Origin of the sequence: Plantactinospora sp. WMMB334 (assembly GCF_049179095.1) — a bacterium.
In the GTDB taxonomy this organism is placed as follows: domain Bacteria; phylum Actinomycetota; class Actinomycetes; order Mycobacteriales; family Micromonosporaceae; genus Plantactinospora.
Map to the genome: position 1 here is coordinate 1,761,304 of NZ_JBMHME010000002.1, position 15,444 is coordinate 1,776,747.

The following is a 15,444-nucleotide window of genomic DNA, read 5'->3' on the forward strand; positions in this document are numbered from 1 at the left end:
AGCGGCCCGAGCGGGCAGTGCGGCGCGAGCTGTACGTCGTACACCTCGGCCGGTGCGGCGATTTTACGGACCCCGGTGATCCGCCGACATGCACCGGGGTCCGGTTGGTTGGGCGGGCGACCCGACTATCACCTGAGGCCGCACGATCCGCACGGGCAGGCGCCGCAACTGCACGCCGACGTGGCCCGGGCGATCCAGCGGCACGATGCCGCGAAAGCAGCGCCGGATCGGCCGGAGCCCTTCCCGGCCGCCGGAACGGTCGGAGCCCGCTCCGCCCGCCGGAAGGGTCGGCCCGACGGGCGGGACGGCCTCCTTCGGCCCTCGTGCCGCCTTCAGCCCATCGTGCCGCCTCGGCGGGTTTGCGGGCAGCCGGGTCGCGGCGGCGTTCCCGGGGTCTCACGGGTGTAAACCGGTGCCTTCCGCCTCGTGCCCGTGCCGCCGTTCCCGGCCGTGCCGCCGTTCCCGGCCGTGCCGCCGTTCCCGGCCGTGCCGCCGTTCCCGGCCGTGCCGCCGGGCCAGCGACACGGTGGAGATGACCGCCCAGCTCGCCTCCAGCAGCAGGAAGCCCCACGACCGGTGCAGCAGCGCGATCGCCGCCAGTACGGCCGAACCGGCGACGTTCATCAGCAGATAGCGGGCGGAGTGCGGGGAGAATCGGCGGGTCTGGGCGGCGGCGAAGGCCGAGAGGACCAGCAGCGAACCGACGATCTCGATCAGGTCGACAGGTGTCATGATCTCTGCGCGCCGTCTTTGCGGGGCCGGGTACGGCAGCGCTCTCGTCCGGGGCGGTCGCGGAGGGGCGCCGCCTGACAATCGAGGATAGCCGGCCGGCGCCGGGTGCTCCCCGCCCGGTCCGGGCCCTGGACCAGGTCAGAGCCAGTCGCGGCGCTTGAAGACCACGAAGAGCGTGGTGCAGACCACCAGCATCAGGAAGAGCGCGAACGGATAGCCGAAGACCCAGTGCAGCTCGGGTATGTGGTCGAAGTTCATCCCGTACACCGTGCCGATCACGGTCGGTGCGAAGAGGATCGCGGCCCAGGCGGAGATCCGCTTGATCTCCTCGTTCTGGGTGTAGCTGGCCACGGTGAGGTTCTTGACCTCCTCGTTCTGCGACTGCGAGACCAGCGTGGCGTTCAAAGTGAGGATGTCCGCCAGGATCTGCCGGAACTCGCTCACCCGCTCGGAGGCGGTGGTCGCGTGGTCGGCCACGTCGCCCAGGTAACGCCGCAGCTCCTCGTCGGTGCCGTACTTCTCGAAGCCGGCGGTGAGCCCCTGGAGGATGTCCAGCAGCGGCCGGGTGGCCCGCTGGAACTCGATCACCTCCCGGGAGAGCTCGTAGATCCGGCGGCTCACCCGGGGATCGCCGCCGAAGACCTCGGTCTCAATTTCGTCGATGTCGTTCTGCAGCCCGCCGACCACCGGGGCGTACCCGTCCACGACGCTGTCCAGGATCGCGTAGAGCACCGCCTCCGGGCCGCGCCGCAGCAGGTCGGGGTCGTTCTCCATCCGGCGCCGTACGGCGGTCAGGTCGGGTGCCTGGCCGTGCCGTACGGTCAGCACGAAGTTCGCCCCGACGAAGACGTGCACCTCACCGAAGTCCACCTCTTCGGCCTCGTCCAGGTAGCGGGCCGCCCGGAGCACCACGAAGAGGGTGTCGCCGTAGCGTTCGAGCTTGGGGCGCTGGTGCGCGACGATGGCGTCCTCGATCGCCAGCTCGTGCAGCCCGAACTCCTCGGCCACGGTGAGCAGCTGCGCCTCGGTCGGGCGGTACAGCCCGATCCAGGCCATCGTCCCGGGCTGCTCCCGCAGCCGTTGACAGGTCTCCGCGAGGTTCGGCGGGCCGTCGATCCGGTGCCCGTCCCGGTAGATCGCGGAGGTGACGACGCTCTCCTCCACCGGCGCGGGCCCGCTGCCGGGCTCGCCCGCCCGGGGATCCATCGACAACTCGGGCGGCGACTGCGGATACCGGTCCTGGGAGCGGCGCAGGGCCCGCTTCGCCGGACGCAGGGCACGCGAACGCCAGTCGGACACGGGCAGCCTCCACAGCGACGACGACATGCGACAGGTGCGGGGGACCGACACGTGCGGGAACCCCACGGAAGAGTGGATCACGTCCCGGTCCACCACCTGCCCGGGCCGCCGTCCCGTCCCACGCCCGCCCCTGGCGAGGACGACAGCGGCAGGCGGAGGACGACAGAGCCCTCGGCCGAGGGACGGCGGAGCACCGGCCGACGGCACGGGAACGTCGACCAACCCCACGGTAGGCGGAGCGGCGGGCGTTCGCACCCCGAGTCGCGGACAACGCTCGGTCCGGCCCGGGTGGTGCGGGTGGTCAGCCGCCGGCGACGGAGGGGATGACCTGGACCTCCGCCCGGTCGCGTACGGCGGTGTCGAGGCCGCCGGTCTGCCGGCAGTCCTCGCCGTCGACGTAGACGTTGACGTATCGCCGCAGCTCGCCCTGCTCGTCCCGGATCCGCCGGGCCAACCGGGGCCACCGGGTGGAGACCTCGTCGAGCACGGCCCGCAGCGTGCCCGCCGCTCCGACGTCCAACCGGCCGGCACCGGACGTCTCGGCCCGCAGCGCGGCGGGCACCAGGAGGGTGACCACCGGCTCAGACCCGCGCGGCGCGGACGCAGAGCACGTCGGGCAGGTGGGCGGTGACCAGCGACCAGGAGTCCCCGTCGTCACGACTGGCGTAGACCTCGCCCGAGCGGGTGCCGAAATAGACGCCGGCCGGCTCGGCGTCGTCGACGCACATCGCGTCGCGCAGCACCGCCGGATAGAAGGGCCCGGTCGGCAGCCCGGCGCTCAGCGGCTGCCAGGTGTCGCCAGCGTCGGTCGAGCGGAAGACCCGGCAGCGCCGGTCCACCGGGAAGCGCTCCGCGTCCGCGACCAGCGGGAAGGTGTAGACGGTGCCGCCGCGGTGCGGATGGGCGACGATCGGGAAGCCGAAGTCGCTCGGCAGGCCGTCGGCGATCGACTGCCAGCTCACCCCGCCGTCCTTGGAGCGGTAGACGCCGTGGTGGTTCTGCGCGTAGAGCTGGTCGGGATCGGCCGCGTCGCGGGCGATCTTGTGCACGCACTGTCCGAACTCGGGCCACTGGTCGGGCTGGAAGTAGGCGCGGATGCCGGTGTTCTGCGGCTGCCAACTCGCGCCGGCGTCGCCGCTGCGGTAGACCCCGCCGGTCGACATGGCGACCAGGATCTGCGCCGGATCGTCCGGGTGCGGCAGCACGCTGTGGATCGCCTGCCCGCCGAACCCGGCACCCCACTGCCCGCGGTGCGGGTGGTCCCAGAGCGACCGGACCAACTCGTAGCGGATGCCGCCGTCGACCGACCGGAACAGGGCGGACGGCTGGCTGCCCGCGTAGACCACGTCGGGCTCGGCGGCCGGGCCGGGGGCGAGTTGCCAGACCCGCTCCAGGCTCGCCCCGGCGCCGGCCGGGAAGGCGACCGGCGGCTCCGCCGGCTCCTGCCAGGAGACGCCGAGATCGTCGCTGGTGGCGACGCTGGGGCCGAAGTGCGAGCTGGTCACTCCGGCGAGCAGCCGGGGCGTCGACCGCCGCCTGTCGACGGCGACCGCGTAGACCCCGGTCATCGGAAAGTGTGGGCCGCCGACCTGCCAACTCCTGCGTCCGTCGCTGCTGGTGGCGAGGAAGAGGCCCTTGGCGGTGCCGATCGCCAACAAGGCTGTCATGATCATCTCTCCGGTGGGCAGAGGTGTGCCGTCGTCGTCCGGCGGCCAGTATGCCGAGGGGCACCGACAGAAGCCGCCCGACCGGGGCCGGTGACAGCGCAGTGGTGGGGGAATTGTCGGCCGGAGCGGCCGGCTCGCCCGACTGTCCCGTCTCGCGCGATGCGCGATCTAGACTCACGCCGTGCGCGATCGAGGGGTGGCAGCGGCAGTCTGGATCGTCTTCGGCGTCATCGCGGTCGTCTCGTCGGTGCTCGTCTGGCACCGGCCCGACTGGGATCGCCTGTCGGACCTGCACATCTACCACGGGGCCGTCCGCCACCTCCATGCCGGCCAACCGCTCTACGACTTCGTCGCCGAGAACGGCGGGCCGTTCACGTACCCGCCCTTCGCCGCCCTGGTCCTCTCGCCGATCGGGCTGCTGCCCGAGGGCGTCGTCCAACTGTGCTGGCTCGTCCTGACCTGTGCGGCGATCGCCGCCATCGCGGTCGCGGCGGGTCGCGCCGTACCGCCGACCCGCCACCCGCGACCGGTCGTGGCGGCGGCGATCGCCTGCGCGCTGATGATCTCCGCGCCGGCGCAGAGCAACCTCCGCTTCGGTCAGGTCAGCGTCTTCATCGTGCTGCTGGCCCTGGTCGACGGGATGGGGCTCACCCCGGCCCGGTACCGGGGCGTGCTGGTCGGGGTCGCCGCCGCGATCAAGCTGACCCCGCTGCTGTTCGTGCTCTTCTTCCTGGTCTCCGGCCGCTGGCGGGACGCCGGCCGGGCCGTCGCCACCTTCGTCGCCTGCGGCCTGGTCGGCGCGGTCGTGCTACCGGCGGAGAGCTGGACCTTCTGGACCGGGACCTTCCTCAACACCTCCCGGATCGGCAACCTCGCCTCGCTGGGCAACCAGTCCCTGCACGGCATGCTGCTGCGGGCCGGTGTCGCCGGAGAGACCTTTCCGCTGCTCTGGGCCGGCCTCGTGCTGGTCGTCTGCGGCATAGCGCTGCTGCGCGCGCGGCAGATGGCGCTCTCCGGGCAGTGGGCACACGCGGCCGTGCTGGTCGGCTGCGCCACGGTGGCCGCCTCCCCGGTCTCCTGGACACACCACCAGATCTGGCCGGTGCTGGCCGCGATGCTCCTGATCGGGGCGTACGGGGTGGCCCGCCGGGTGGCCGGTGTCGCGCTGCTGGTCGTGATGGTGCTGTCGCTGGGGGCACTGCTCAGCCAGGTCTCGATGACGCCGGGACTCCAGTTCCTCTTCGAGAACTCCCGCGCCCTCGCCACCATCACGGTCTGCCTGGCCGGGGTCGGCGGGGTCACGGTCGCGACGGTCGCCGCCGGTCGGCGTACGCCGGCAGCCCGGGGCTGGCTGCGGGTGGCCGGCGCGGCGGTGGGCGCGGTCGCCTTCTTCGCCGTACAGCCGCTGCCGGCGGGGGCCGATCCCACCTTCAAGGCGTACTCGATGGCCGACGTGCACAACCCGCGCTACTTCTTCGTCTGCCGCAGCATGGCGGAGTGCGCGGCGTACGGCGCGGGCGCGCCCATCACCTTCGGGGTCACCGCCGAGAAGACCAAGGTACGGGTGAACGGGGTGACCGACGCCCGGGTGGCCCGGCTGGAGTACCAGTCGGCGCCGGGTGGTGCCGGCCGGAGCATCCCGCTGCTGGAGGTCTATCCGGGGCAGTGGCTCTTCTCGTTCCGCTCCGCCAACCTGGCGCACGGGCGGCTGACCGCGTACGGCCCGGACGGCCACCCGATCGCCGTCTACCGCGAGGAACTCGCCGTCCGGTGAGGTCGGGTTCGGGTCAGCCGGGTCTGTTACCGTGGCCCGCGGCTCACGACGGTGGCGTGGGCCGGTCATCCAGTGGCGAGCGGGCGTCACCGACTTCGCAGGGAAGGGCTTTTCGGTTGTCGGTTTTCACGCGCTTGCGGCGGCCGTCGGGTGACGCTCCGTCGACCACGGACTCCGCGTCGACCACGGACTCCGCGTCGACCACGGACTCCGCGTCGACCACGGACTCCGCGTCGACCTCCACCGACCCGGAGGCCGCAGCCTCGGCGCCGGACGGCGGCGGCCGGCGTGGCCGGGTCCGGAGCGTCGCGGCCTGGCTGACCAGCGTCCTGGCGCTGCTGCTGATCGCCTTCGCCCTGCTCGCGCCCAACCAGCTCAGCCTCTTCACCCCGTGGGCGTTCCTGCGGCTGCCGGTCGAGGCGCTCTTCGTGGTCGCGCTGGTGCTCGTCCTGCCGGCCTGGGGGCGTCGGGCCGTGGCCGTGCCGGTCGGGTTGCTCCTCGGCCTGCTGGCCATCGTGAAGGTCATCGACATGGGGTTCTTCGCGGTGCTGGCCCGGCCCTTCAACCCGGTCTTCGACTGGATCTCGTTCGAGGCCGGCACGGATTTTGTCGAGGAGTCGTACGGCCGGACCGGCGCCGTCGTCGCGGTGGTCGTGGCCGCGCTGCTCGCCGTGGGGCTGCTCGTGCTGATGACACTCGCCGTGCTGCGCCTGACCCGGCTGGTGGTCCGGCACCGCCGGGCGGCCACGCACACCGTCGCGGTGCTCGGGGCCGCCTGTGTCGTCTGCGCGGTCCTCGGGGTGCAGGTCGTGCCGGAGGTGCCGGTCAGCACCCTGACCTACGAGCGGGTGCAGCAGGTGCGCGCGGCCCTGCGTGACCACGAGGTCTTCGCCGCCGAGGCCCGGATCGACGCGTTCCGCGACGTCCCGGGCGAGCAGTTGCTGACCGGCCTGCGCGGCAGGGACGTGGTCGTCGCCTTCGTCGAGAGCTACGGCCGGTCCGCGGTGGACGACCCCTTCTTCGCCCCGCAGGTCGGCGCCACCCTCGACGACGGCTACACCCGGCTCCGCGCGGCCGGCTACGCGGCCCGCAGCGGCTGGCTCACCTCACCGACCACCGGCGGCGGGAGCTGGCTGGCCCACGCCACCCTGCTCTCCGGCCTCTGGATCGACAACCAGTTCCGCTACACCCATCTCGTCGCCACCGACCGGATGACCCTCAACCGCGCCTTCCAGCGGGCCGACTGGCGGACGGTCGGGGTGATGCCGGGCGTCACCCAGAGCTGGCCGGAGGGGAACTTCTTCGGCTACGACGAGGTGCACGCCTCGAAGGAGCTCGGCTACCGTGGCCCGCAGTTCAGTTGGGCCCAGATGCCGGACCAGTACACGCTCTCCATCTTCGAGCAGCGCGAGCACGCCGGGGAGGACCACCCGCCGGTGATGGCGACGATCCCGCTGGTGTCCAGCCACGCACCCTGGAACCCGCTGCCGGAGCTCGTCGACTGGGAGGAGCTGGGCGACGGGTCGATCTTCGGCCCGATGGCCCGCACCGGTGACTCGCCGGGCGACGGTTGGCAGGACAACACCTGGGTGCGTACCCAGTACGGGCGTGCCGTCCAGTACTCGTTGAACAGCATCGTCTCCTACCTGGAGCGGTACGGCGACGACCGGATGGTCTTCGTCTACCTCGGCGACCACCAGCCCGCGCCGCTGGTCACGGGTGAGAACGCCAGCCACGACGTCCCGATCACCATCGTCGCCGGGGACCCGGCCGTGCTGGACCGGATCTCCGGCTGGGGCTGGCAGGAGGGCCTGAAGCCCGGCCCGCAGACCCCGGTCTGGCGGATGAGCGACTTCCGGGACCGTTTTCTGACCGCCTTCGGGTCGTAGCGTTCCCGACCGCCTTCGGGTCGTAGCGGTCCTCGGGCCGTAGCGATCGTCTCGACAGGTCGACATCGTCTGGAGGACCGGCACATGCCCGACAGCCCCGCGCTGACGCTGACCACCGTCAACCTGAGCGCGTCCGACCCGGGAGCGCTCGCCCGCTTCTACGAGCGCCTGCTCGGCTGGCCGATCATCGAGGAGGAGCCGGACTGGGTGGTGCTGCGCAACCCGTCGGGCGGGGTGGGGCTGGCCGTGCAGACCGAGCCGGGATACGCCCGGCCGAGCTGGCCGGCCCGCCCCGGCGACCAGCAGATGATGGTGCACCTGGAGATCCGGGTCGACGACCTGGCGAGCGCCGCCGCGCATGCCGTGGCGTGTGGCGCCACCCGCGCCGAGTACCAGCCGCAGGACGACGTCCTCGTGCATCTCGACCCGGACGGCCACCCCTTCTGCCTCTACCTCGGCTAGTCTGCCGGCCGCACGTCCGCCGTCAGTCGGCGAGGCGGGCGGGGAAGCCGCCGGTGGCCACCGGACCCCAGCTGTCGATCGTGACCCGGATCAGCGACTTGCCCTGCTGGCGCATGGCCTCGCGGTACTCGTCCCAGTCCGGGTGTTCGCCGGAGATGCAGCGGAAGTATTCGACAAGCGGCTCCAGCGCGGCCGGCAGGTCGAGCACCTCGGCGGTGCCGTCGAGGTGGACCCACGGACCGTTCCAGTCGTCGGAGAGGACACAGACCGACACCCGGGGGTCCCGTCGGGCGTTGGTGGCCTTCGCCCGCTCGGGATAGGTCGAGATGACGATCCGGCCGTCGGCGTCGACTCCGCAGGTGACCGGAGAGGACTGCGGCCGGCCGTCCGGACGGGTGGTGATCAGGACGGCGCGGTGCCGGGCACGGAGGAAGTCGAGGAGTTCGGCCCGGTCGACCCGGTTGTTCGTGGCGATGGTGCGACTCATTGCCCGTTTCTATCAGCGTCGCCCGGTGCGGGGCATCGGCGGGGGTGTGGGCGGAAGCGGGCGCGGTGCGGACGGTTGCGGTCGTCGCCGCCCCGCGAGTACGGTGGAAACATAATTCACCGCTTGTTGAAATCGCGTGTCGCCACATGCCCGTCACCGGAAATGCCCGTCCCTTCTGAAGTCAGGTGGTCACGGTGCCCGAACGCACGACCTGTGTCGTCATCGGCGGCGGGCCGGCCGGGATGGTCGTCGGCCTGCTGCTCGCCCGCGCCGGCGTCGACGTGACGGTCCTGGAGAAACACGGCGACTTCCTCCGTGACTTCCGGGGCGACACCGTCCATCCGTCCACCCTGCGACTCCTGGACGAGTTGGGTCTGGGGGAGCGGTTCGCCGCCCTGCCGCAGAGCCGGCTGGACGAGGTCGCCTTCCCGCTGCCCGACGGCCGGCAGATCGTCATCGCCGACTTCCGCCGGCTGAAGGTCCGCCATCCGTACATCGCGATGGTGCCGCAGTGGGATCTGCTCAACCTGCTCGCCGAGGCGGGGGCCGACGAGCCCACCTTCACGCTGCGGATGCGGGCCGAGGTGACCGAGCTGATCCGGGCGGAGGGCCGGGTCCGGGGCGTGCGTTACCGGACGGCGGACGGCACGACGGCCGAGCTGCACGCCGACCTGACCGTGGCCTGCGACGGCCGCTGGTCGCTCGCCCGGGACCAGGCCGAGCTGCCGGTGCGGGAGTTTCCGGTGCCGATCGACGCCTGGTGGTTCCGGCTGCCGCGCGAGCCGGACGACGAGCCGGCCGGCCTCACCCCCCGGGCCGCCCAGGGCCGGTTCGCGGTGGTCATCCCCCGGGAGGGCTACCTCCAGATCGCCTACATCGCCCGGAAGGGCGTCGACGCACGGCTGCGGGCCGAGGGGGTCGAGCAGTTCCGGCGGAACGTCGCCGAGCTGGCGCCCGACTTCGCCGGCCGGGTCGACGCGATCGCCTCGATGGACGAGGTCAAGCATCTCGACGTACGCCTGAACCGGCTCGACCGCTGGCACGCCGCCGGGCTGCTCTGTCTCGGCGACGCGGCGCACGCGATGTCTCCGGTCGGCGGGGTCGGGATCAACCTCGCCATCCAGGACGCGGTCGCCGCCGCGACGCTGCTCGCCGAGCCGCTCCGGCGCGGCGCGGTCACCGAGGCCGACCTGGCCGCCGTCCGCTCCCGACGGCTGCTGCCGACCATCCTGGTGCAGCGGTTGCAGCACTTCCTGCACCGGAACCTGGTCGCCCCGATCGTCGAGGGGCGGCGGGCCGGGCCGCCCCGGCCGGTGCTGGCCGTGCTACGGCGCATTCCGGCCGTCTCGCTCGGCCCGGCCTACCTGATCGGCGTCGGCGTGCGCCCCGAGCACGCGCCACCGTTCGCCCGGCGGCCCCCGACGGCCATGAACGGCGGGGACGAGTAGCCCGACGGCCGTGGGCGGCGGGGACGAGTAGCCCGACGGCCGTGGGCGGCGGGGACGAGTAGCCCGACCGGTGTGGACTTGTCCCACTTTCCGGTCTGGATTTGGCGCCATCGAGCGATGGCACTACGGTCAAGGCCGGCTGATGCCGCGAAATGGGGCCAACACGACCGACGGGATCACCGTGACACTCCTCAACCTCCGGCGTACCCGATCCGGCCTCGCACTCGCGGTGGCCTGCGCGATGCTCCTGCCGCTCTCGGCCGGCTGCGCGGGTCGTGGCGTCGACCATCCACAGTGGGCTGATGGCGTTCCGGCCACCGATGCCTCGTCGGACCTGCCCACCCCGACCGAAGCGACCCCGACACCGACCCCCACGCCCGAGCCCACGGTGGCCCGCACCACCCGGCCGCCGACCAGGGCCGCGCCGACCCGCCGCGCCCGCACCATCGCCGACCGGACGACGGTGACGGCGCGGGTGAGTGGCGGCTTCGGCCAGTCGCAGAACTTCAGCGGCCTGCACCAGGAGGGCTGTGGCAACCCCAGTTTCGGGCTGGTGCAGATCGGGGTGGGCGCGGGCGACAACGTCTCGTCGGTGTCGTTCCGCTATCAGGTGAACACCCCGGTGCGCTTCAACGGCAGTGGCTCCGCCCGGAGCATCGGCAACGGTGGGGAGAGCTGGCTGGCCATGCTGGGACCGTTCCGGGCCGAGCCCCGCAACGCGGCGGGCGGCACCATCGCCGTCACCGCGACGGCGACGTTCGAGGACGGCTCGACCCGGACGGCCCGGACCAGCACCCCACTCAAGGCCTGCCGGCGCTGATCCTCGACCGGCCTCCCACACGCGGGCCGCCGGGGGTGGTCCCGGGAGCCGTGTCAGCTCGACACCCTTGTCGCGGTGTCCACCGCCAAATCCGGGCGGAGCCGGGCGCGCACCTGGTCGGCGTCGGGATGCCCGAGGTGGTGGAGGATGTCCAGCGTCTCCTCCCAGGCGCTACGGGCCGCCCCGCCGTCTCCGGCCGCCGCGTAGGTGTCGCCGAGCCGGGTCAGCGTCCCCGCCTCGTAGTAGTGGTCACCGCGCCGGCGGAACAGATCCAGCGCCCGCAGGTAGCAGTCGACGGCACGCCGGTGTTCGCCGAGACGGTGGTAGGCGTAGCCGAGGGTGTCCCAGGCATCGGCGGCGCCCTGCGGGTTCCCGGCCTCGTCGTGCCGGTCGAGCGCCTGCTCGCCGTACTCGATGGCTCTGCGGTACTGCCCGATCTGGGTGTGCTTCCAGGCGGTGTTGTTCAGGGCCAGCGCCTGCCCGACCCGGTGTCCGGCGGCCCGGTACAGGTGCAGCGCGCGCCGGTCGTGGTCGAGTGCCTCGCCGTAGCTGCCCAGCCGGACCAGCAGGCTGCCCAGGCCGAGGTGGATGGCGGCGCTTCCGGCCCGGTCACCCAGGCCGGCGAAGTGTTCGAGCGCCTGGTGCAGGTGGGCCAGCGCCTCGTCGTGCCGGCCCAGCATCGCGCAGGCGAGACCGAGATGGTGATGCAGGTGCGCCTGGCCCGGCAGGTCGGCCTGCCGGCGGGCGGCGACCAGCCCGGTGCGGAGGCTGGTCAGCCAGTCGTACCAGTGTCCGCGACGCTGGAGGAAGTCCGACACGCTCCAGGCGAGCTGCCAGGTGTGGTGGCCGAGGCCGGCGTCGGCGGCACAGCGGACGGCATCGGTCAGCACGGCGTGCTCCGCGGCGAGCCAGGCGAGCGCCGCCGGGATCCCGGCCGGGGCGTCGACGACCGCTCCGGTACCGGCCGGCACCAGGTCGACCGGCCCGCGGTGCGGGTACAACAGCCGGACGGCCGCGTACGCGGTGTGCAGGTAGTGGTCGAGCAGGCGTCGTACGGCGTCGTCGCGTTCGACGGCCGGTTCCACCTGCTGGGCGAGTTCGGCGGCGTAGGCGCGCAACAGGTCGTGCAGCGCGTACCGGCCCGGTGCCGGTGTGCCCACCATGTGCCGCTGGTGGAGCTCGGCGAGGGCCAGGCTCGCCTGCCGGACGGGGATGCCGGCGAGGCTCGCCGCCGCGACGGTGCTGATCTCCCGCCCGACGGGCAGCCCGAGCAGCCGGAACAACCGGCCGGCCGGCGGGCTGAGGGTCCGGTACGACCAGGAGAAGACCGCCCGCAGATCCTCGTCCGGTTCGCCGCTGTCCAGCAGGTCCAACCTGCTGGCGGCCCGGTGCAGCTGGGCGGCGATCCGGTCGAGCGGCACCGCCGGCTGCGTCACCGCGTGCGCGGCCACGATGGAGAGCGCGAGTGGCAACCGGTCGCACGCGGCGACGATCTTCTCCGCCGCACCCGGCGCGGCCGCGACCCGCTCCGCTCCGACGCGGCCGGCGAGCAGGTCCCGCGACTCGGTCCCGGAGAGCAGCCCCAACGTGATCGGGTGGGCCTGCTCGGTCGCGACCAGGCTGGTGAGCCGGTTGCGGCTGGTGACCACGACGAGGCAGCCCGGCGCGCCGGGCAGTAGCGGGCGCACCTGGTCCGCGTCACGGGCGTTGTCCAGCACGACGAGGAGCCGCCGGCCCGCCACCAGGCTGCGGAAGAGCGCGATCTGGCTGGTCAGCCTCGCCGGCACGTGCTGCGCCGGAACGTCGAAGGCGTCCAGGAAGCCGCCGACCGCCTCGGCGGGGTCCATCGCCGGGGCCGCCGGGTCGAAGCCGCGCAGGTTGACGTACAACTGCCCGTCGGGGAAACGGTCGGCTACCCGGTGCGCCCAGGCGACCGCCAGGGTCGTCTTGCCGACCCCCGCCGTGCCGTCGATGATCGCGATCACGGTCGTGGCCCCGGGCGCCGTCGAGAGGTCCGTCAGGCTCGTCAGCGCCCGCAGTTCGGCCGACCGGCCGGCGAGGTTCCGTACCGCCGGCGGCAGTTGCCGGGGCACCACTGCCGGGCCACGCCCGGGCGGGCCGGGCGGGGCGACGCCCGCCCGGCCCGGTGCAGGCGTCGCGGCACGCCCGCCGGCCCGCCGCTGCTCCTGCCGGAAGGCGTGCTCCAACACGGTGTAGCGCGGCCGCCAGAACTCCTCCACGCCCATCCGCAGCGACAGGTTCGACAGCGTGCCATGCTCCCGGGCGTACGTCTGGATGCAGTCGATCAGGCTCCGCACCACGTCCCAGGCCGGCGGCTGCCGGATCCGTCCGTTCAGGATCGCACCCACCTGGCTCTTGCCGAGGCGCACCTGCGCACCGAGGGTACGCAGGCCGGGGCCGCCCGCCTGCTGCCAGGTCAGCCGCAGATCGGCACAGAGCTCCTGCAGCATCGCCCGGGACACGTCCCCCTGCACCAGCTTCTCCCTCCCCGCACCGGCTTCCCCTCCCCGCACCGGCGGTCCGCCGATCCGGTCCGCCGCCGTCCGCCGGCGAAGAGCGCTGTCCGGCGCTGTCCGGTGCGGCGGCCGAGGCCGGCGCCGACGACCAGCACGGTCCGGCGCCCCCGCCGGATCTGTCCGTCATGGAACACCGTGGATACCCGGGCGGACAAGGGTGTTGGTGCCCAGGCTGGGCACCGGTGGAGAGACAGGAGGTCCGATGCGGAAGAAACTGCTGCGGGTGGTGGCCGCCGCGCTCATGGCGATCGTCGTCACGTTGCCCGGAGGCGCCCGTCCGGCGCAGGCGTTCAACCCGGCCGTTATCGCGCAGTATCTGGAACTGGCGAGCAAGGCGTACTCGCTGATCAAGGACGTCCTCGGCGGCGGTGGATCCGACGAGGCGATCAAGGACGCGGTCCGCCAGATCCTCGCCGCGATCGAGGCGTCCAAGACCCAGATCCTGTCGCACATCGACGCGATCGCCACCGCCGACGCGCGGGCCTGCGCCCGGCACCACGTCATCGAGTTCGCCGACATCGAGCGCTTCAGCCCCGAGACGCTGCAAGGGTGGGCACAGGACGCCACCGGCTGCGTGACCAGGATCGACAGCCTGATCGAGGTGGTCGGCGACAAGGCGCAGGCGGACCTGCTCGGCCTGGCGCTCAACACGGCCGGTCCGATCGCCCTGGCGGCCCGGGCCAGGGCCGGATTCAGCACCGACGGGCTGCTCGGCACGCTGCGGCACGCCAACGGCACCGTCATACCGAAGCTCGAACCGCAGTGCACGTTCACCCCGCTCTGGGGCGACGCGTCACCGGGCTGGGGACCGGTCGAGGTGAACGTGCGATGCACCTCGTACCCCGGCGCCAGCACTACCGGCTTCATCATCGTCCAGGGACAACGGGGCAGACCGCTCTCGATCCCCTACAGCGCGTACGCCCACATCGTGGACGTGGCGAGCAACCAGACCAGCCGGGCGGTGGCACTCACCGTCCTGCCGCTGCTCCAGTAGCGGCGACCCCCTGACCCATCCACGACGGGTCCGCCGCCTGCCGGGCGGCGGACCCGTCGCCCTCCGGACCGGTTCCGGGCGCGGCCGTGGCCGGGCCGTGCCGGGTGGGGCATGATCGAGGCGATGTCCTTCGTCCTGCACGAGCCGGCCCGGCTCGACCTCTGCTACGACAGCCTGCACGGGCTCTCCGTCGGTGACGCGCTCGGTGCCCAGTTCTTCATGGTCGGCCGGTCGCTCGACGAGCTGGTGGCGGGTCGGCCGCCGGCCGGCCCGTGGGAGTGGACCGACGACACCCACATGGCGTGCTCGGTGGTTGCCGAACTCGGCGCGCACGGCGAGATCGGGCAGGACCGGCTCGCCGCCGCGTTCGCGGAGCGCTGCGAACCGTACCGGGGCTACGGGGCGGGTGCGGTGGTGATCCTGCACGAGATCCGGGACGGCGTGCCGTGGCGGGACGCGGCCGGGGCCGCGTTCGGCGGAGAGGGCTCCTGCGGCAACGGCGCCGCGATGCGGGTCGCTCCGCTCGGTGCCTACCACGCCGATCGGCCGCGCCACGCCGCCGAGCAGGCGATCCGGTCCGCCGAGGTGACGCACGCCCACCCCGAGGGGATCGCCGGGGCGATCCTGGTCGCGGTCGCCGCCGCGTACGCGGCACAGGCCCGGCTCGACGGGGTACGCCCCTCCGCCCGCACCCTCGTCGACCGGCTGGAGCCGTATCTGGTGGACGGGCAGGTGCGCCGGGGGGTCGAGCGGGCCCGCCGGATGCTCACCGGCACGGGGGTGAGCGTCGCGGAGGCGGCGTACGAACTGGGCAACGGTTCCCGGGTGACCGCCCAGGACACCGTCCCGTTCGCGCTCTGGGTCGCCGCTACCCGGCTGGCCGACTATCCGGCCGCGATCACCGCCTGCGTGTCCGTCGGTGGGGACGTCGACACCACCGGGGCGATCGTCGGCGGCGTGGTCGGTGCGTACACCGGGCTCGGTGACCGGCCCGACGTGGCCGGCGTGCCGGCGGCATGGCTGGCCGCCCGCGAGCCGTTGCCGGACTGGGCCGGACGGGCGGCGGAGCCGGCCGGCGAGCCCTGACCGGGCCCGGTTGTCCAAAGCAGCCATGTTTGGGATCGGCCTGTCCAGCGGGGAAGGCGCGCGTCACGTATGGCGTCTGCGCCAGGGCACGAGCAGCCGTAGTACGGGCCGTTCCGAGACCTGGGCGAGCGGCGGGAGCGAGTCGAATCCGTAACCAGAGGCTGGCCTCGTCTTTTGTGGCCTGGTTCAGTTCGAGCGGGTGGTGCTGGCGGCGATCTCTGGACCTTTGCATGCCCTACCCCTAAGCTC

At 72.9% G+C, this 15,444-nt stretch carries 13 protein-coding genes; 7 read left to right on the top strand and 6 right to left on the bottom strand.

Features of this window, described 5'->3' with window-relative positions; translation table 11 throughout:
- Positions 1-396 precede the first annotated feature (396 nt).
- From ACN27G_RS07585 to ACN27G_RS07600, 4 genes are all read right to left on the bottom strand, one after another.
- On the bottom strand, positions 397-732 hold the full coding sequence (locus tag ACN27G_RS07585; protein WP_421492070.1) for a CBU_0592 family membrane protein: 336 nt from the start codon (positions 730-732) through the stop codon (positions 397-399).
- A 138-nt stretch (positions 733-870) separates the two neighbouring features.
- Positions 871-2,031, bottom strand: a complete 1,161-nt coding sequence (locus ACN27G_RS07590) for a magnesium and cobalt transport protein CorA (RefSeq protein ID WP_421492071.1) — start codon at positions 2,029-2,031, stop codon at positions 871-873.
- A gap of 301 nt (positions 2,032-2,332) precedes the next feature.
- The gene (locus ACN27G_RS07595) at positions 2,333-2,608 is read right to left on the bottom strand and encodes a ubiquitin-like small modifier protein 1 (protein WP_421492072.1); all 276 of its coding nucleotides are present in this window, start codon (positions 2,606-2,608) and stop codon (positions 2,333-2,335) included.
- 4 nt (positions 2,609-2,612) lie between these two features.
- Positions 2,613-3,698: a WD40/YVTN/BNR-like repeat-containing protein gene (locus ACN27G_RS07600; RefSeq protein WP_421492073.1), complete on the bottom strand. Its 1,086-nt coding sequence runs from the start codon at positions 3,696-3,698 to the stop codon at positions 2,613-2,615.
- 181 nt (positions 3,699-3,879) lie between these two features.
- Here ACN27G_RS07600 and ACN27G_RS07605 point away from each other — a divergent pair, with 181 nt between their 5' ends.
- The 3 genes from ACN27G_RS07605 (at position 3,880) to ACN27G_RS07615 (ending at position 7,823) form a co-directional block, all read left to right on the top strand.
- The gene (locus ACN27G_RS07605; RefSeq protein ID WP_421492074.1) at positions 3,880-5,472 is read left to right on the top strand and encodes a glycosyltransferase 87 family protein; all 1,593 of its coding nucleotides are present in this window, start codon (positions 3,880-3,882) and stop codon (positions 5,470-5,472) included.
- A 134-nt stretch (positions 5,473-5,606) separates the two neighbouring features.
- On the top strand, positions 5,607-7,361 hold the full coding sequence (locus tag ACN27G_RS07610) for a sulfatase (protein ID WP_421492075.1): 1,755 nt from the start codon (positions 5,607-5,609) through the stop codon (positions 7,359-7,361).
- A gap of 84 nt (positions 7,362-7,445) precedes the next feature.
- On the top strand, positions 7,446-7,823 hold the full coding sequence (locus ACN27G_RS07615) for a VOC family protein (RefSeq protein WP_421492076.1): 378 nt from the start codon (positions 7,446-7,448) through the stop codon (positions 7,821-7,823).
- 22 nt (positions 7,824-7,845) lie between these two features.
- Here ACN27G_RS07615 and ACN27G_RS07620 read toward each other — a convergent pair whose 3' ends face one another.
- Positions 7,846-8,310 carry a PPOX class F420-dependent oxidoreductase gene (locus ACN27G_RS07620; RefSeq protein WP_421492077.1) on the bottom strand — a complete coding sequence of 155 codons (465 nt, stop codon included), beginning with the start codon at positions 8,308-8,310 and terminating at the stop codon, positions 7,846-7,848.
- Between the two features lie 194 nt (positions 8,311-8,504).
- Between ACN27G_RS07620 and ACN27G_RS07625 the strand changes: the two genes are divergently transcribed.
- Complete coding sequence (locus ACN27G_RS07625) at positions 8,505-9,758, top strand: FAD-dependent oxidoreductase (RefSeq protein WP_421492078.1); 1,254 nt, start codon at positions 8,505-8,507, stop codon at positions 9,756-9,758.
- Between the two features lie 142 nt (positions 9,759-9,900).
- Positions 9,901-10,578 (top strand): hypothetical protein, encoded by a 678-nt coding sequence (locus tag ACN27G_RS07630; RefSeq protein ID WP_421492079.1) that lies wholly within the window; start codon positions 9,901-9,903, stop codon positions 10,576-10,578.
- A gap of 53 nt (positions 10,579-10,631) precedes the next feature.
- On the opposite strand, the gene ACN27G_RS07635 is transcribed toward ACN27G_RS07630, so the two are convergent.
- Positions 10,632-13,073 carry an ATP-binding protein gene (locus ACN27G_RS07635; RefSeq protein WP_421492080.1) on the bottom strand — a complete coding sequence of 814 codons (2,442 nt, stop codon included), beginning with the start codon at positions 13,071-13,073 and terminating at the stop codon, positions 10,632-10,634.
- A gap of 244 nt (positions 13,074-13,317) precedes the next feature.
- Between ACN27G_RS07635 and ACN27G_RS07640 the strand changes: the two genes are divergently transcribed.
- A complete protein-coding gene (locus ACN27G_RS07640) occupies positions 13,318-14,109 on the top strand; it encodes a hypothetical protein (RefSeq protein ID WP_421492081.1) in 792 nt (263 codons plus the stop codon).
- Positions 14,110-14,232: 123 nt separating this feature from the next.
- Positions 14,233-15,195, top strand: a complete 963-nt coding sequence (locus tag ACN27G_RS07645; protein WP_421492082.1) for an ADP-ribosylglycohydrolase family protein — start codon at positions 14,233-14,235, stop codon at positions 15,193-15,195.
- Positions 15,196-15,444 lie beyond the last annotated feature (249 nt).